The sequence below is a fragment of the Nonomuraea helvata genome, from assembly GCF_039535785.1.
GTDB classification, from domain to species: domain Bacteria; phylum Actinomycetota; class Actinomycetes; order Streptosporangiales; family Streptosporangiaceae; genus Nonomuraea; species Nonomuraea helvata.
The window spans coordinates 492,137-507,779 of the sequence record NZ_BAAAXV010000012.1 but is presented as its reverse complement, the minus strand read 5'-3'; the positions used below and the strand labels follow the sequence as shown (position 1 = coordinate 507,779).

At 68.2% G+C, this 15,643-nt stretch carries 18 protein-coding genes and 2 pseudogenes; 8 read left to right on the top strand and 12 right to left on the bottom strand.

Going from position 1 to position 15,643, the window contains the following annotated elements:
• The first annotated feature begins 109 nt into the window (after nucleotides 1–109).
• Both ABD830_RS52730 and ABD830_RS52725 read left to right on the top strand, forming a co-directional pair.
• On the top strand, nucleotides 110–883 hold the full coding sequence (locus ABD830_RS52730) for a class I SAM-dependent methyltransferase (RefSeq protein ID WP_345003191.1): 774 nt from the start codon (nucleotides 110–112) through the stop codon (nucleotides 881–883).
• Between the two features lie 452 nt (nucleotides 884–1,335).
• Complete coding sequence (locus ABD830_RS52725; protein ID WP_345003190.1) at nucleotides 1,336–1,830, top strand: site-specific integrase; 495 nt, start codon at nucleotides 1,336–1,338, stop codon at nucleotides 1,828–1,830.
• Here the strand turns inward: ABD830_RS52725 and ABD830_RS52720 are convergent.
• From ABD830_RS52720 to ABD830_RS52695, 6 genes are read right to left on the bottom strand one after another with little or no spacing between them, the layout of a single operon-like run.
• Nucleotides 1,827–2,528, bottom strand: a complete 702-nt coding sequence (locus ABD830_RS52720; protein ID WP_345003188.1) for a beta/alpha barrel domain-containing protein — start codon at nucleotides 2,526–2,528, stop codon at nucleotides 1,827–1,829. The genes ABD830_RS52725 and ABD830_RS52720 overlap by 4 nt on opposite strands.
• 9 nt (nucleotides 2,529–2,537) lie before the next feature.
• Nucleotides 2,538–3,287 (bottom strand): cyclase family protein, encoded by a 750-nt coding sequence (locus tag ABD830_RS52715; RefSeq protein WP_345003187.1) that lies wholly within the window; start codon nucleotides 3,285–3,287, stop codon nucleotides 2,538–2,540.
• On the bottom strand, nucleotides 3,284–4,258 hold the full coding sequence (pdxA, locus tag ABD830_RS52710; protein ID WP_345003186.1) for a 4-hydroxythreonine-4-phosphate dehydrogenase PdxA: 975 nt from the start codon (nucleotides 4,256–4,258) through the stop codon (nucleotides 3,284–3,286). Before pdxA ends, ABD830_RS52715 begins: the two co-directional genes overlap by 4 nt.
• The gene (locus ABD830_RS52705; protein WP_345003185.1) at nucleotides 4,255–5,391 is read right to left on the bottom strand and encodes a four-carbon acid sugar kinase family protein; all 1,137 of its coding nucleotides are present in this window, start codon (nucleotides 5,389–5,391) and stop codon (nucleotides 4,255–4,257) included. Before ABD830_RS52705 ends, pdxA begins: the two co-directional genes overlap by 4 nt.
• Nucleotides 5,388–5,804, bottom strand: coding sequence for a thioesterase family protein (locus ABD830_RS52700; RefSeq protein WP_345003184.1), 417 nt, complete (start codon nucleotides 5,802–5,804; stop codon nucleotides 5,388–5,390). Before ABD830_RS52700 ends, ABD830_RS52705 begins: the two co-directional genes overlap by 4 nt.
• A 27-nt stretch (nucleotides 5,805–5,831) precedes the next feature.
• Nucleotides 5,832–6,206, bottom strand: coding sequence for a cupin domain-containing protein (locus tag ABD830_RS52695; RefSeq protein WP_345003183.1), 375 nt, complete (start codon nucleotides 6,204–6,206; stop codon nucleotides 5,832–5,834).
• Nucleotides 6,207–6,305: 99 nt separating this feature from the next.
• Between ABD830_RS52695 and ABD830_RS52690 the strand changes: the two genes are divergently transcribed.
• Both ABD830_RS52690 and ABD830_RS52685 read left to right on the top strand, forming a co-directional pair.
• The gene (locus ABD830_RS52690) at nucleotides 6,306–7,241 is read left to right on the top strand and encodes a LysR family transcriptional regulator (RefSeq protein ID WP_345003182.1); all 936 of its coding nucleotides are present in this window, start codon (nucleotides 6,306–6,308) and stop codon (nucleotides 7,239–7,241) included.
• Between the two features lie 41 nt (nucleotides 7,242–7,282).
• Nucleotides 7,283–7,492, top strand: a complete 210-nt coding sequence (locus ABD830_RS52685) for a hypothetical protein (protein ID WP_345003181.1) — start codon at nucleotides 7,283–7,285, stop codon at nucleotides 7,490–7,492.
• A gap of 18 nt (nucleotides 7,493–7,510) precedes the next feature.
• On the opposite strand, the gene ABD830_RS52680 is transcribed toward ABD830_RS52685, so the two are convergent.
• Together ABD830_RS52680 and ABD830_RS52675 are read right to left on the bottom strand one after the other, a co-directional pair.
• The gene (locus ABD830_RS52680; RefSeq protein WP_345003180.1) at nucleotides 7,511–8,872 is read right to left on the bottom strand and encodes an FAD-dependent oxidoreductase; all 1,362 of its coding nucleotides are present in this window, start codon (nucleotides 8,870–8,872) and stop codon (nucleotides 7,511–7,513) included.
• Nucleotides 8,873–8,919: 47 nt separating this feature from the next.
• Nucleotides 8,920–9,555 carry a PadR family transcriptional regulator gene (locus ABD830_RS52675; RefSeq protein ID WP_345003179.1) on the bottom strand — a complete coding sequence of 212 codons (636 nt, stop codon included), beginning with the start codon at nucleotides 9,553–9,555 and terminating at the stop codon, nucleotides 8,920–8,922.
• A 329-nt stretch (nucleotides 9,556–9,884) separates the two neighbouring features.
• On the opposite strand from ABD830_RS52675, the pseudogene ABD830_RS52665 reads away from it, so the two are divergent.
• The 3 genes and pseudogenes from ABD830_RS52665 to ABD830_RS54590 all read left to right on the top strand — a co-directional run.
• Nucleotides 9,885–11,214: pseudogene (locus tag ABD830_RS52665) on the top strand (DUF4158 domain-containing protein).
• Nucleotides 11,126–11,563, top strand: coding sequence for a Tn3 family transposase (locus ABD830_RS52660; RefSeq protein WP_345003176.1), 438 nt, complete (start codon nucleotides 11,126–11,128; stop codon nucleotides 11,561–11,563). The pseudogene ABD830_RS52665 and the gene ABD830_RS52660 overlap by 89 nt, the downstream one beginning before the upstream one ends.
• A gap of 6 nt (nucleotides 11,564–11,569) precedes the next feature.
• A pseudogene (locus tag ABD830_RS54590) lies at nucleotides 11,570–11,710 on the top strand (Tn3 family transposase); the annotation flags it as partial.
• A 2-nt stretch (nucleotides 11,711–11,712) separates the two neighbouring features.
• Here the strand turns inward: ABD830_RS54590 and ABD830_RS52655 are convergent.
• Nucleotides 11,713–12,102 carry a hypothetical protein gene (locus ABD830_RS52655; protein WP_345003486.1) on the bottom strand — a complete coding sequence of 130 codons (390 nt, stop codon included), beginning with the start codon at nucleotides 12,100–12,102 and terminating at the stop codon, nucleotides 11,713–11,715.
• Here ABD830_RS52655 and ABD830_RS52650 point away from each other — a divergent pair.
• Complete coding sequence (locus ABD830_RS52650) at nucleotides 12,026–12,577, top strand: DUF4158 domain-containing protein (protein WP_378520905.1); 552 nt, start codon at nucleotides 12,026–12,028, stop codon at nucleotides 12,575–12,577. The genes ABD830_RS52655 and ABD830_RS52650 overlap by 77 nt on opposite strands.
• A 374-nt stretch (nucleotides 12,578–12,951) precedes the next feature.
• On the opposite strand, the gene ABD830_RS52645 is transcribed toward ABD830_RS52650, so the two are convergent.
• Genes ABD830_RS52645 through ABD830_RS52635 form a run of 3 tightly spaced genes read right to left on the bottom strand, consistent with a single transcriptional unit; the run spans nucleotide 12,952 to nucleotide 15,308 of the window.
• Nucleotides 12,952–13,917 (bottom strand): NAD(P)-dependent alcohol dehydrogenase, encoded by a 966-nt coding sequence (locus ABD830_RS52645; RefSeq protein WP_345003174.1) that lies wholly within the window; start codon nucleotides 13,915–13,917, stop codon nucleotides 12,952–12,954.
• Nucleotides 13,918–13,941: 24 nt separating this feature from the next.
• On the bottom strand, nucleotides 13,942–14,973 hold the full coding sequence (locus tag ABD830_RS52640) for a permease prefix domain 1-containing protein (protein ID WP_345003173.1): 1,032 nt from the start codon (nucleotides 14,971–14,973) through the stop codon (nucleotides 13,942–13,944).
• Nucleotides 14,970–15,308 carry a PadR family transcriptional regulator gene (locus ABD830_RS52635; RefSeq protein ID WP_218156036.1) on the bottom strand — a complete coding sequence of 113 codons (339 nt, stop codon included), beginning with the start codon at nucleotides 15,306–15,308 and terminating at the stop codon, nucleotides 14,970–14,972. The genes ABD830_RS52640 and ABD830_RS52635 overlap by 4 nt, the downstream gene beginning before the upstream one ends.
• Nucleotides 15,309–15,643 lie beyond the last annotated feature (335 nt).

Sequence of the window (15,643 nt, the reverse complement as noted above, 5' to 3'; positions counted from 1 at the left end):
GTGCGGGCGCTCACCCGCAGCCCGGTGACCGCCGGGCTGCCCTTGCGAAAACCATTTGTGGACCGACTTGCTCCGCCGATGTACTGACGTCCCACCGTGAGTCTGCCGCGTGACGGAGGTAGTAGTTGTGACGGGTTATAACGCGCTTGCCGAGGTGTACGAGTGGCTCATCTCGGATGCAAAGTTGGCTCCGGCCGAGTTCGCTGCGTCGTTCGATGACGTCCTCAGTCTCCTCCCGTCGAACGCTCACGTCCTCGATTGTTCGTGCGGAACCGGACAGTTGGCGGTTGGCCTCGCCGGTCGTGGCATGCAGGTTGTCGCAACGGACGCCAGCGAAGCGATGGTTCGTCGGACTGCGGAGTTGTCTGAGCAGTTCAAGGCATCTGTCCGGACAGTGCGGGCGGACTGGCAAGAGTTGCCCGACCACTTCGAGGACGACACGTTCGACATGGTGTTCTGCGTTGGTAACTCGCTGCACCATGCCGTGGGCGCGAGAGGCAGGGGTGCTGCTCTGGAGTCGATGTCACGGCTTCTGCGCCCTGGCGGGCGCTTGGTGCTCACCTCCCGCACTTGGGAACTCGTGAGGGCCAGAGGTTCCCGGCTGGACATCAGTGACCGACTCGTCCGCCGGAACGGTCGCGATGCCGTCGTGGTCTACCGCTGGGAGATTGCGCCGCATTGGGAGGAAGAGCACCACATCGAGATTGCGATCGCGCAAGTTGATGCGACTGGGCTGGTTCTTGTCCGCTCGGAACTGCTGTCCTGCTGGCCCTACCGGTACGAGGAACTCGAAGTCGAGTTGCACCGGGTCGGACTCCGGACGGAAGTGAGCACGTTCGATCTTGAGGCCGAGAACTACATGGTGGTCGCGAGCAAGGTATAGGCACCGGGCTCGCAGTCCCTGGCCGGACCGCGCGGTTGCTCGCGGGAGACTTGAGCCCTCTCATCGGCAGATCCGGTAAACGGCTCGCAGCCTTGGACGGCGAATAGGTGCACCCCCGGTCAGACTGTCAGCGGTATGTCATCGACGTTCTGACCTGCCTGAACATCGCTGATCTATGCGGTAGCTACAGATACTACGTGGTCGACGTCGAGCCGGGCAGCGTCGTCGACGGTCTGGTCGTCGTAGTAGGAGTGCCAGGATCCGCCCGACAGCCGACAGCCGACAGCCGGCCGCGATCTGTGGCGGGGTGACGGCCTCATCGATGAGCACTTCGGCACGGGTTATCTGCATCGCCTTGCAGGGGTGCATCACGTGTGCCACAGGTGCACCGATCCGCTGTGCCTCATGAATGTCGATCATGAAGTGAGGCACAAGACGACCCAGGAGTCTGGATGTTCTACATGGAGCGGGCCGTGTCCCCGAGCACGGGCGCCGTGACGTTCGTTGTGGTCGATGACCAGTCCTATGTAATCCACAAGGAAGCCTGCGACTTCTCGCTGCACCTGCGAGCGCGTGGGCGATCGCCCCACACCCAGCGGAGCTACCTCCCGCGGGTGGGCCGGTACCTGAACTGGTGCAGCACACGAGGAATCGACTGGCGAACGGTGTCCCTAGGCGATCTGGCCCGATACAAGTTGGGCCTTGAGCAGAGCAGAGTCCGTCGCAGTCAGCACCTGCTCACGGGGAAGACGGTGAATGCGCACCTCACCACGGTCTGCGAGTTCCTGCGCTTTTGCGCCGCGCAGGGTCGCATTCCGCGGGAGGTCGCCGACCGGTTGGTTGAGCCCCGCTTCCTTCGCTACGCGCCGCGTGGTTGCCAGCGCGGCGAGCATGGCGAGCACAGCATGATCCGGGCGCGTGTGCTGAAGGCCGTTTTCGATGCCTAAGGTGATGCCTCCGCGCTTTGACGTGTGGCGGCGGTTCGGGTGACGTCGAGGATGGCGGTGAGTTGCCCATTCAAGGTTCCCGAGCGGGGTTCGAAGGCGCCGGTCGTCGCGCCGGAGCCGATCGTGAAGGCGTCGGCTCCGGCTGCGGCCAGGTCGTGGATCTGGCCGGGGCTGCTGATGCTGCCGGCCACGACGAGGCGGCCCGAGGTGGCCCGGCGGGCGGCGCGTACGAGATCGAGTGGGGCGGCGTCGGTTGCGCGGTAGGCGAGCAGGTCGACGCCGGCGCAACCGGCCTGCTCGAAGCGGCGGCAGTGTTCGGCTACTTGCTGTGGGGTGCCGCCGAGCCGGGTGGGATGGCCGGTCGGGGTTCCTGGGAAAGGCAGGTAGCCGATGCCGGTGCCGTCGAGGAGTTCGAGCGTTTCGGGTATCCAGGTGCCGCCCATGAGCCAGTCGACGCCCAGGTCGACGGCCATCCGGGCCGAGTTGAGGGCGCGGTCGCGGCTGGTGCTGACCACTTCGAGGTAGCTGGCTGCGCCGGTGTCCTTGATGCGGCGGTGTAGCCGGGTGAGGGTGGCGGGGTCGACGCCGACGTCCTTGAAGCCCAGGTGCGCGAGGTGGAGATCGCCGAGACTGTCGAGGAGTTCGAGGCAGTCGCGTACGGTCATGTCGTCGCGGGTGAGCATGAAGATGAAGTCCATGGGGCTCCCTCAGGGGCAGATGGCGAAGGCGCGGGCGGGGAAGCCGGAGCCGTTCTGTGCCTTGGGCCAGGTGGCGACGATGACGGCGCCGTGTTCGGGGATCTGATCGAGTCCGGTGAGCAGCTCGATCTGGTAGCGGTCTTGGGCCAGAACGTAGTGCTCGAGAGGCGCCTGTCCCTGACTGACGATGATTCCGGGGTCGGTGTCCGTGGTCTCGTGTCCGCAGGCGGTGACGTCGCGTTCTTCGAACAACGTCACGAGCACCTCGTGGCTCCAGCCGGGGTAGTGGTAGATGCCGTCGGCGTCGGCGTTGATCATGTGTTCCTGGCTGGGCCAGCGGTGGGACCAGTCGGTGCGCAGGGCGACGAATGAGCCGGGCGGCACGGGGCCGTGCCGGGCCTCCCAGCCGGCCAGGTCGGCGGCGGTGACGCAGTAGTCCGGGTCGGCCGCGGCCTGTTCGTGGATGTCGAGGACGACCAGCGGCAGGATCATCTCGGTGACCGGTATCTGGTCCTGGAACCGCAGGCCCGGGACGAAGTGCGCGGGTGGGTCGACGTGGGTGCCCCACTGGCCGACGTGCCGGTACTCGTGGGCCAGGAACCCTGACCCGCGTGTGCCGTTACGAGGCGCGTGGTCGTAGACGACGGTGCGTTGTTCGGGTTCGAAGCTCGGGCAGTGCGGGATGCCGGGGTGGAAGGCGTGGGTCAGATCGACCCAGTGGCCAGCCCGCAGGATGTCGAGCGCTGCGAGCGGCGTCATCGGTCACCCGCCAGCGTGCGGGCGTGGCGCAGCGCGGTGAGCAGGCTGGTGTGGTCGGCGACGCCTTTGCCCGCGATGTCGAAGGCGGTGCCGTGGTCCACGCTGGTTCGTACGAAGGGCAGGCCGATCGTGACGTTCGTGCCGTGATCGAGGCCGAGGTACTTGATGGGGATGAGGCCCTGGTCGTGGTACTGCGCGACGACCACGTCGAACTCGCCGTTGCGGGCGCGCATGAAGACGGTATCGGGTGGCCATGGGCCGCTGGCGTCGATGCCGTCGGCTCGGGCGGCTCGTACGGCGGGCGCGATGATGTCCTGATCTTCGCGGCCCATGAGGCCGTTCTCGCCCGCATGCGGGTTCAGCCCGGCAACCGCCACCCGCGGCGCGGCAACGCCGGTCCTGCGCAACGCGTCGTACGCTAGCCGGATTGCGGTGCGCTCGGCCTCGACGGTGATGCGGTCGAGCGCGGCGCGCAGCGGTTCGTGGATGGTGACCAGCACGACCCGGATCTCGTCGTTGATCATCATCATGGCGTAGGCATCGCTGCCGCTGAGCTCGGCCAGGATCTCGGTGTGTCCGGGGTATGCCAGCCCGGCCAGCCGCAGCGCCTCCTTGTTGATCGGCGCGGTGACCAGGGCTCCCACCCGGCCGGCCAGAGCCAGTTCGATGCCCTTGGCGACGTATTCATAGGCGGCCCTCCCAGCGCGGGCGTCGATCTGCCCCCAGGACAGGTCTGGCAGCGTCGTCACCGGGAGCACCTGCGCGACGCCGGAACCGGGTGCCAGGTCCTCGGGTGAGGTCAGTGCCCGGATGGGCACGTCCAGACCGGTGACGGCGGCGGCGCGCGCGAGCACGCCGCCATCGCCGAGGACGACGACGGGGACGTCACAGCGTTCGTCGGCGATGAGCTTCACAACGATCTCCGGGCCGATCCCGGCCGGGTCGCCCATCGTGATCGCTATGGGAGTCATGGCAGCCTCTCCGATGTCATGGTCAGCCGGTTGTGCAGGCGTACGAGCGTGCCGGGGTCCCCGAAGCCGCCCGCCTTGATGACGACGGGCAGGGGCTGCGGGCCTTCGATGAGGCCGAGCGGGATGCCGGGCTCGAGCTCACCGGCCAGTGCGATGGACCGGGCGCCGAGGGCGAGCAGGACCGTACGAGCGGTCTCGCCCCCGGTGAGCACGAGCGCGTCGAAGGCCCGGCTCTGCTCGAGCTGGGCGGTCGCCCGCGCCAGCGTCGCCGGGACCGGCGCTCCGTCGATGCGGTGCCGCGGCCCGCACAGGATGGCCATGCCGTGGCGCGCCAGCAGCCGCCGCGCACGCTCGACCGCGTCGGTGTCGGCGGCCTGCACCGGCCGGGAGCCGGTGGCGGCGCCGAGCCGGGTGAGCTGTCGGTCGGTGGCCGGGTTCAGGCTGCCCGCCACAACCAGCAGCCGTGATGCGGCCTCGAGGACTACCGCCGGGTTCGCCGCCGAGGCCTGGGGAGCGAGGTGGCGGGCCAGCGCCGCCGCCAGCCCCGGCGATCCCACCCACAACACCTCCTCGGCTCGAGGTACCGCGGCCACCAGCAGGTCGAGGTCCCGATCTGTTACCGCATCGCCGACGATGTACTGGGCCGCACCGACCAGATTTGCCACCTGCGTGCTCAGCACAGCACCCGGGAACAGTTCGCACAGGTCCGCGCTCCGTATCGGATGGACGGGATCGCGAGCGAACCACGTCTGATCCACCGGCCGGCCCTCGACGTGCTGCACGCCGCTCACCGTCGTCCGTCCCTGACCGGGGAAAGCGGGCGCCACGACGGCCGTATGCCGCCCGCTCGTGGACAACGCCGCCTCGACTTCCGCAACCAGGTGGCCGCGCAACGTGGAATCGATGGTCTTAACCAGAACGTCCGCGCCCGCGTACGCGGCTGCCGCGCGAGCGCTCCGCCTTGCCGCCTCGGCTACAGGACGAGCGCGGGTGTCGATGTCGACTGCTGTCACACCGGGCCGCCTCGGCCCGTCCGCGAGCATGACCACGGCCGGGAAACCGGCATCCCGGAACGGCGCCGCGCCGTCTCCGGCGCTGGTCAGGTCGTCGGCGACGATCGCGATCCCGGTCACGGGCCGTTTCGCCTGTCCAGCCGGGCACGGAAGCGTGCGGCGTCGATGACGGCGCGGCGGTGAACGCCTGGGCAGATGGTGGCGGCGTCGTCGAAGGCGTGCACGGTGAAGGTGAGGTGGCGGCCCTCGACCACGGTCAACTCGGCCTCGACGGTGAGCAGGCCGTCCGGCGGAGTAGGCGCCTCGTGTCTGAGGTCGACGTGCACACCCAGGGTCTGCTCGCCCTCGTCCAGATACTCGTCCAGGACGCGCATGCACGCCCATTCGACGGTACCGACCAGGTAGCCGGTGGCCAGCACGGCAGGTAGCGCGGTGAAGTGGCTGGGCTCGGGCAGCAGATGCGGCACCGTACGCTCGGCTGGCACGGTGTAGTCCAGCCGCGCAGTCAATCCTGGTCGCAGTGAGGGCCGCACGACTTCTCCTTCCTAGGCGGTGGCCGATCAGTCACCGGTGGCGACGACGCCCGCCTTCTCAATCATCAACACGGCGCTGCGGACCGGTACGACCGGCCGGTGCAGCATCCCGGCGGGAACCGAGTACGCCTGCCGGGGACCGAGTTCGACTGTGTCCCGCCCCTCGATCTCAATGCGGAACAGCCCGTCGAGGACGAAGAAGAACTCATCCTGCTCATCGTGCTTGTGCCAGTGGAACTCGCCCTGCATGACGCCCAGCCGGACCAGCACGTCCCCGATCTGGATCAGGGTCTGGTTGTACCAGGGGTCGTCGACCTGATCGATCAGAGCCTGGACGTCCATCGTCTGCAGTGTGGTGAACAGCGGCGCGTAGTGAATGGCGTAGTCCTGCTCTTGCGACATGATCCCCTCCGGATTGCTGTGAGCAAAACTCACTATGTTCGGAAATCCCCTTGAGGACAATCGATAAATAGTCACCCCACGTGTGCGAAACTCTCACACATGACATGGACGGACCTGCCGCCGCTCGGCACCCTCGTGGCCTTCGAGGCCACCGTCCGGCACGGCGGCGTCAGCAAGGCCGCCGCCGAACTGCACCTCACTCATGGGGCGGTCAGCCGCCAGATCCAACAGCTCGAACGTGCCCTGGGCACCGTCCTGTTCGAACGCCGCCACCGCGCGATGACGCCGACTCCGTCGGCCACCGCTTTCGCCGCGGCCGTGGCCGACGCCCTGACCCTGCTCAGCTCCGCCGCCAGGCGGGCAGGGCAGGCCGCTCGGCCGGTCCCCTTGGTGCTCTCATGCGAGCCCACGCTTTTGATGCGATGGCTGATCCCGCGGATGCCCGCGCTCGCGCAGACCGCTCCCGAGCTGAAGCTGCACCTGTCCGCCGCCGGCGGCCCTGTTCCTTTCGACCGCGAGGGGATCGATCTGGCCATCCGCCGCAATGACTTCGAGCTGCCGCCCGGTGTCCACGCGCTGTGGCTGTTCGACGAGTTGACCGGCCCCGTCTGCACCCCCGAGCTGGCCCGCACGATCGGCGAGCCTGCCGACCTCGCCGAACCGCCTCGCCTGCACACCCGAACCAGGCCGAGCGCATGGGCCGACTGGGCCTCCGGCCGGAGCACCGCCCTCCCGCCCGCCCCCGAGCAGACCTTCGAGCACTTCTACCTGAGCCTCCAGGCTGCGGCCGCCGGCCTCGGCATCGCCATCGGATCACACGCTCTCGTCTGCGACGACCTGAGCACCGGACGACTTGCCGCACCCTTCGGATTCCAGCCCGACGGCAGCGCCTACTTCCTCCTGACCCGCACACCCGACGCCCCCTGGATCGCCACGCTGCTCGCTTGGCTACGAGACCAGGCCCGAGAACTTCACCAGCGGCAGAACGGGGCCTCCACCACCACCGCGCGATCCCGCACCTGGAGCCATACCTGACAAGGCCGCATTCCCGAGCCTCGGGACTCCACCGGCCACTCATGGGAAAGATTGTGCGGACGACAGCATCCCCGTTCGGCCGCGGGCTCGCCGGTGACAAGCTCGTGCACGACGGCGTCGACCTTGCCGCGGCCGAAAACAGCAGCATCGCCGCGACGAACTCCTCCATCGGCTCGCCCGGTAAGCGCCCTAAATCACCGCTGCCAAGGAGCCCGGCGGAGCGCCTAACGTCGGGCGATCGTTGGCGGTGACGGATGGCCCTGCGCCTTCTAGGCTTCGTCGTCGCGTCCGGTGCCGCGGAAGGTCGACTCGGCGGCGACGATCCTGCGTTTGACCGGCGGAAGGTGGTCCATGGCGCGCATCGCGGTGCGCATGCCGGCTCGTGCCAGGCCTCCGGCCAGGCCGTCTTTGTGCAGGATGGAGTGGCCGTCCATCTGGGCGCGGGACTTGATGACCGCGTCCCAAGCGTAGGCGGTCATCGTTGTCTCATAGTCGTGCACCGCCTGCAGCAGCGGCAGCTCGCCCCGATAGGCCTTGAGCAGATTGCGGGTCAGTAGGCGCGCGTCGCGCAGTGCGGTGTTGGCGCCGACGCCGCGGCCAGGTGTCATGGTGTGGATGGCGTCGCCGATCAGGGTGACGTTGCTGGTCTGCCACTGCGGGATCGGCTCGGAGGTGCGGATGGTGAGCGGGAAACTGCTGCCAGGGTCGCCGAGGGAGAAGATCGTGCGCAGGCTGGGGTGCCAATCTTGGGTCATCTCCAGCACCAGGCGCTGGATGTCGGCGCCGCGCATGCCGGAGATGCCTTGGGGGAGCCACCGTTCGGAGGCGGCGAAGCCCCACATGATGTAGTCGCGGCTGTTGTCATAGAGCATGCCGGGCCAGGCAGCGATGGCCTCGGCATCGGCGGCGCCGATGCCCGTCCTGGGCCTGCCGTCGGCGTCCCATTTGAAGCGCATGACATGGATGACGCACATGAACCCCTTGGGACCGTGCACCATGCTGACTCCTTCGATCATCCGCTGGGGCAGCAGTGCGGCGGTCTGCGGGGTGAGCGGAGTCTTGCCGGTTATGCCAATCAGGCCGGTGTCGACGAGCTTGGCGTGCGGCAGGTACTGTGCCCGCACCTTGGAATGGGCGCCGTCCGCCGCCACCAGCACGTCACCGGTCGCCGTGGTGCCGTCGGTGAAGTGGGCCGTCACCTTGCCGCCGGCGTGCTGCTCGTAGTGCGAAAACTCCTTGTCGAAGTGCACGACGTCCTCGACGCCGGTGAGCAGCACCTGGCGCAGGGTCATTCGGCTCACCGACTCGTCCAGTTCCTCCTCCGATGGGCGGTCCTCGTCCTTGAGAACCTCCGGGCCGGCCGAGAACAGGAAGTTCAGCTTATGGGTGAGCTGGTTGCCATAGCGAGGCCGCTGGGCGCAGGTGGCGAGGAACGTGTCGTACAGCTCGGGTGACAGGTTTGCTTTCAGGGCTCGCTTGCCGTCGGCGTCGATGCCGACGCGGTAGCCTTGCAGGCCGTCGCGCCGGGTGCGGTCGCGCTCGTAGACGGCAACGTTGACGCCGGCTTGCTTGAGCCCTTGGGCCAGGCAGAGCCCGCCGGTTCCGGCGCCGATGATGAGAACGTCGAGCATGGTGACACCTTTCTGATCGTGGAAGGGACGAGCGACGGTGATCGCGCTCAGCGGGTGTGGTTCTCGTCTTGGTGCTCAGAGGCCAACCCGGTCAGTGAATCCCGGGTCCAGGAGATCTGGTTGGAGCGCAGGTCGTCGGCGACGGAACGCACCCACTCCAGTTCGGCCGCGGTGGTGGCGCGCAGGTACTCCATCTCCAGCACGAACAGCCGCCCCCACTGCGCCCCCTCGGCCACGATCGCCTGGAGGCGAGCCAGCTCGGCGGCCAGATTGCCCTCGCGTCGCTCCAGGTGTTCCAGCACCTCGCGGGAGTCGAGCAGGGGGATGAAGGAGATCGCCGCGGGGAACTCCGGGTACTTCCGCGTCGGGTTGGCCAGCGCATCCAGCATCCATTCGCGCCATACCTCCCGTCCCTTGCCGGTGAGCGCGTACAGAGTCCGTTCGGGCCGGTTGGCCTCGCGGCCGCTCTCCCGTACCTCGATCAATCCGGCTTTGTGCAGCCGCTCGATGGTGCGGTAGAGGCTGGCGCGCTGCCCGACGTTGACCACCTCGCCCTTGCCGCGGTCCCTGATCAGGCGCTGCATCTTGTACGGATGCATCGCGCCTTCCTGCCGGTACTCCGCCTCCCGCAGAAGGGACAGCACGGCCAGCCCCAAGGTTGACCGCTGTTGGAATGTTGCCATAGTTGCCAGGATACCAGTTTCCTGGCAACTATAGCCGCTCCTGGGCCCACCTCATGGGATCCCGGACGAGTACGGATCCTTCTCAGGGGTTGGCTGAGCTGGCATGTTGCGGACGAGCAGTGCCAACTCCGGGTGAGGCACAGCGGAGCGCGTCTGCCATAGTCGGGGTCTCAGGAGCTAACGAGCAGAATCCAACGAACCCGCTCCCGACCTGCTGCTATATGGCCCGAAGAGCGCTTGACGATCATTGCCACTACGTTTTGTCCGGGTTTCGGTATGGTCGTGGAGGTTGATGAGCGTTGGCGGTCCAGTTCTTTTCCGACGAGCAGATGGAGCGTCTCCGGTCGTATCCGGACATCGGCAGGGAGGAGTTGATCAGGTTCTTCACGCTTACGCGGAAGGATCTGGGGTTCATCGACAACTTGAGCCGAGGTGGGGGCCGGGGATCAGCGGCGCGCTTGGGGCTGGCGATTCAGCTGCACGTTGCCGTGGCTGGGGTTCGTGCCGGACGACGTCTGGTCGGTGCCCCAGGCGGCGGTGCAGCGGCTGGCGAACCAGCTGGCGGTGTTTCCGGGGGCCCTGCAGCAGTACGGGCGACGGGCGCAGACCCGGAGCGACCATTTGAAGCTGGTGCTGAAGTATCTGGACTGGAAACCGGTTCCGACCAGGGGCGAGACGCTGAAGGAGTTGGAGCAGTTCTTGCTGGATCGGGCGATGGAGCATGACACGCCGTCGCTGCTGTTCCACCAGGCGGCCGAGCATCTGATCAGCTCGAAGGTGGTGCGGCCGGGTGTGGTCGTGCTGATGAAGATGGTCGGGTCGGCGCGTAATGCGGCGGGCGCGTTGACGTCGGAGAAGGTCGATCATCTGCTGACTGGGCCGATGCGCGCGGATCTGGGTCGGCTGCTGGTGTTCGATGAGGAGCTGGGGATGGCTCGGCTGGCGTGGTTGACGACGCCGGCGATGAAGGCGACGCCTGCGGCAGTGAAGGGCTCGATCGACAAGCTGCGGTACCTGAGCGGGTTGGACGGCCATCAGCTGGATCTGTCGATGCTGCCGGCGGAGCGGCGCCGATTCCTGGCGACCTTGGGGCGGCGCTCTACGGTGCAGGGGCTCCAGCGGCGCGGTGAGCGCCGCTTTCCGATCCTGCTGGCGCTGGTCGCCCAGTCGGCGGTGGATCAGCTGGACGAGGTCGTGGCGTTGTTCGACCAGGCGGTGTCGGCGCGTGAGTCTCACGCCAAGGCCAAGACCGATGCCGCCCTGGCGGAGCGGGCCAAGAAGGGCGAGGCCCGCCAGTTGCTGATGGATGTGATCCTGCCGGTGCTCATCGATCCGGGCGTGGCCGATGAGCAGGGTCGATTTCCGGGTGGGCCGGGCACCGCGGACCTGATGGAGGCCGTGGAGATCCTGAAGGAGCTGAACCGGGTCGGTGGCCGGAAGGTCCAGGCGGGGGCGCCGATGTCGTTCGTGGCGGCTCGGTACGCCGATTACCTGGTCAAGGCCCGTAAGGCAGGTGACGACACGGCGTTTCGGCACTACTGGGAGATCTGCACCATCCTCGCGTTACGCGATGGTCTGCGGTCGGGGGATGTGTTCGTACCCGGGTCACGCCGGTACGCCGACCTGGCACCTATCTGTTCACCCCCGACTGCTCGGTAACGCCACCGACCTGCCTATCACCGAGCACGCCACCGACACCCACGGCGCAACCCTGGTCAATTTCGGGTTGTTCGACCTGGTCGGCAAGGCCCTCACCCCGCGCATCCGTGACCTGGGGAAGATCACCATGCTGCGGGTGGAAGCCCCCGGCCTGACGAACGCTCGTTATCCACACGCCGGGCCGCTGCTGGCCGACCGGTGGAACGAAGATCTGATCAGCGAGTGTTACCCGGATCTGCTGCGGATGGCCGGATCGCTCAAGTTCGGAGAGGCGACCGCGTCTTTGATCGTGGGGAAATGGTCGGCGGCCTCCCGGCAGAACACCCTGGCGGCAGCGTTAAAGGAGTAGGGGCGGATGCGCCGGACCATCCACGCCGCCCGCTATCTGTCCGATCCGGTCTACCGCCGCAAGATCTCCCGGCAGCTCAACAAAGGCGAGAGCCTGCACGCGCTACGCCGCGACCTGCACTACGCCCAGCAGGGCACCATCGTACGGGCTTACCTCCAAGACCAGACCGAGCAGGCATGGTGCCTCACCCTGCTCACCAACGCCCAGATAACACCTGGACCACCGAGTCCTACGGCAAGGCGATCGGCGAGCTTCGCGCCCAGGGCCGCGACGTCGGCGACGAACTGTTGTCGTTCATCGCCCCCGGCCACCGCGAGAACATCAACTTCTTCGGGTTCATCACCGTGGACATCGAAGCCGAACTCGCCAAGCTCATCGAGGGTTGGAGGCCGCTTCGTCCGACCAGAGTCCACGACGCGCGCCTGCCCTTCCTGCTCGGCGTTGGCTGCGACCTGTGCGGGGGTGCCGGTGGCGACAATCCGGCCGCCTGCTTGTCCTCCGCCGGGGCCGTACGAGCATGCCACGAAGATCCGGATCATGCTGGGCTATCGCGAGTTCTCGGCCGCCGAGGGGGAGGTGGCGACTTTCATTGCCTCGCGGGTGCGCAAGAGCCGGGACTCGCGCCGGGAGCTGTTCGATCGGGCGGTGCTGTGGCTGATTACCAACCGGGTGCTGCTGCCGGGTATCACCACCTTGTCCCGGCTGGTCACCGAGGTGCGCCGGGCCGTGCTGGAGTTGATCAACCGCGGCCTGGCGGAGGCTGCGCCGCCGCTGATGCGGGCCGAGCTGGTGGCGACCCTGCAGGTGCCGGACGGTAAGAAGGTCTCCACTCTGGAGTGGATGCGTACGGCGGTGACCAGGCTGTCGGGCACCGGGATGGAGCAGGCGCTGGATCGCGCCTCGTACGTGCTGGGGCTGGGCACGGGGGCGGTGGACTGCACTGCGGTGGCGCCGGTGAAGCTGTCCGAGCTGGCCCGCTTCGGGATGATGGCCAAGGCGTTCCGGATCGAATAGCTGGAGAAGGACCGCCGCCTGGCCACCCTGCCGGCGCGTCGAAGTACCGCGCGTTCGCGGATGTGACCTCCGCACCGGTGAACAACTCGGTCAGCCGGACGGCACCGGCGATCAGCGGGACGACGGTGAGCGCGATCAGCCCGGCGGGCACGAGCCGGCCGTCGCCACGCCGGGAGGCACGCGGACGCGGCCGCGGCGCGGTGGCCGCCACCTGGGAGAGCCTCGGATTCGAGTGCTCGGTCATGGATCGATCCTGCGACGAGAGGCGGGGACGGCTCATCGGGCCACCGGCCCGACCTGCGCCCGCCCCTCGGCCGACCGCGATCTCGTACTTTCGGCCAGGCCCCGGGCCCTGGGCACCCGGCCTCCTCGTCCTACGCCAGAAGGACGATCTTGCCGCGGGCGTGCTCCCGCTCCAGGAGCCGGAGGGCGTCGGCGGTCTCACTGAGCGGATACGTGCGTTCGATCACCGGTGTCACCTTGCCGTCGGCGACGAAGCCGGCGAGCGTCCGCAGGTCCTCGGCGGTGCTCCGGGAGGTCAGGACGCGGAGCCGCTGTCGGACGAACGGCGTCTGCGCGACCGTGGCCAGCAGCCGGGGAATGGGCCCGAGCACCGGCCCACCCGCGCTGTTGGAGGCGATGTAGATGCCGCCGGGGGCGAGGAGCCGGCGCAGCGCCGAGATCGGGTGGTTGCCGACCATGTCGATCAGGACGTCGAAGCGGCGTGTATCCCGGGTGAAATCATCGCGGGTGTAGTCGATCACGTGGTCGGCGCCGAGCGAGCGCACCAGCTCGGCGTTGCGGGTGCTGCACACGCCGGTGACCTCGGCGCCGAGTGCCTTGGCGAGCTGCACGGTGAACGTGCCGACCCCGCCGGAGGCGCCGTTGACCAGCACCGTCGTGCCGGGGCGCGCGGCGCCGAGCCGCAGCGCCTGCAAGGCTGTGATCCCGGCCACGGGTAAGGTGGCCGCCTGCTCGAACGTCACCTGCTCCGGCTTCCTGGCCAGGCGTTTCGCCGGGATCGCGACGTATTCGGCGAAGCCGCGCTGGGCCGCCTCGCCGAAGACCTCGTCGCCGACCTGGAGGTCCTTGACGTCCGGGCCGATCTCCGCCACCGTGCCCGCGACGGCGCGTCCCAGGACGGTGGCCTTCGGCCGCCGCACCCCGAACGCCAGGCGCAGCAGGAGCGGCGTGCCGCGCAGGGTGAGCAGGTCGGCGTGGTTGAGCGCGGCGGCGCGCACCCGGACCAGCACCTCACCCGCGGCCGGGGCGGGACGGTCGACGTCGGCGTGACGCACGACGTCGGGCGAGCCGTACTCCTGATAGACGATCGCTTTCATGCCGGTCTCCTGATTCGTGTGGGTTCAGCGACGCGTGGCTCGGGCGATGCCGTCGATGACGGCGAAGACGATCGTGAGGGCGGACACGACGATGAGCGCGGTGTTGATCCAGGTGGTTGCGCTCTGCGGCCAGGCGGCGGCCTGGGTGAAGCCGGGGTTGAGCAACCGGTCACCGGCGGCGAGCCAGAGCAGCGCGATTGGGCAGGCGATCTCGACCAGTGTCCCGGCCACGGCGAGCGGAACGCTCCACCGGGCGTAGTGCTTGGCGTAGGCGACGGCGAGGTTCAGGGTCACCAGGGCGATGAACGCGTACACGAAGCCGGTCTGCCACAGCCACGGCGCGAACACGCCGATGGGGGCGCCGTGCGCGTCGGTCTCGGTGCTGATCACCGGGGAGAGCAGGATGAGGGTGGTGAACAGGACCATCGCGACGGTGTAGATGATCAGCTCGCCGTAGCGGGCGCGGCGGGTGGGTGGCTCGGGGAGCGCGTCGGGCGTCCAGCGCCTGGCGGGCGTGCGGCGTCCCGCGGCGCCTCCGGTGACGCGTCCGGCGACGCGTTCGATGGTCGCGAACAACAGCGTGGTCCAGCAGACCAGGTGCGTGGCGGTGGTGAGCGCCGCACCGAGGGTGTCGCCGATCAGGTCGAGCGCGCCCGCCCCGCGCAGTCCCTGCACGAGCCCCACCGCCACGGCCACGGCGGGCACGATGGTCACGAGCAGGGCGGTCAGTAATCGCGTGTAGTCGAGGTAGAGCGCGGGGCCGATGAGCTGGAGCGGACGGTCCGCGTAACCGGCCGCCAGCCGCGCCGGGTCGCCGAGCTCGGTGAGCACCGCGAACTCGGCCTCGGCCCGGTCGGCGCCGGCCTCCACCCGGCCGTCGACGGCGTCGGCGATGGAGGCCCGCAGCTCGCGTTCGATGTCGATGTCGGGCCGCTGGTCCTCGGGCCGCTGGTCCTCGGATCGCCGGCTCCCGCTTCGCCGGCTTCCGGGCAGGTGGCGCAGGACCGCCGCGACATAGCGGTCGGTGAGCGTGTTGGTGGTGGCAGTAGTGGTCATGACGCGCCTTTCAGGGAGCGGAGTACGGTGTCGAGCTCGTCCCAGTCGCGACTGAGCGCGGCGGCGAGCGCGGCGCCCCTGTCGCTGGTGCGGTAGAACTTGCGCGGCCGGGATTCTTCGGTGTTCCAGTCGCTGGTCACCAGACCCTGTTTCTCCAGGCGGCGCAGGAGGGGGTAGAGGGTGTTGGCGTCGACGGCGAGGCCCGCCCGGGTGAGACGGTCGAGCAGCGCGTAGCCGTAGTCGGGGCGGTCGAGCATGAGCAGGCAGGCCAGGACGACGGTGCCCCGCCGCAGCTCCTGGAGATGGGTGGCAAGCAGCTCATCGTCATCGTGCACATGGCACACAATACTGTGCGTCACACACTATTGCAACGGGCACGGCATAAAGCTGAACCATTCAGGGTGGCGCGACAGCGCTCGAAGGGCTCGACAGGGCCTCGACAGGGCCCCGTCACCGCAAGCCACGTAGCCCACAAACACGGCTTGGAGTTCGGCGCGGACCTGGCTGACCGGCTTCGACGGCACCCCAGATCACTCCGCTCTGGCCATCCAACTGACCACTATCCACCAGCGTGACGGCGAACCGGCAAGCCCTCGAATCCCCCTCAAAACCTGGTCTCACGCAAGTGGTCGATCCCTCATGTTGTGAGAAATGTTTGTGAGAGGGTTCG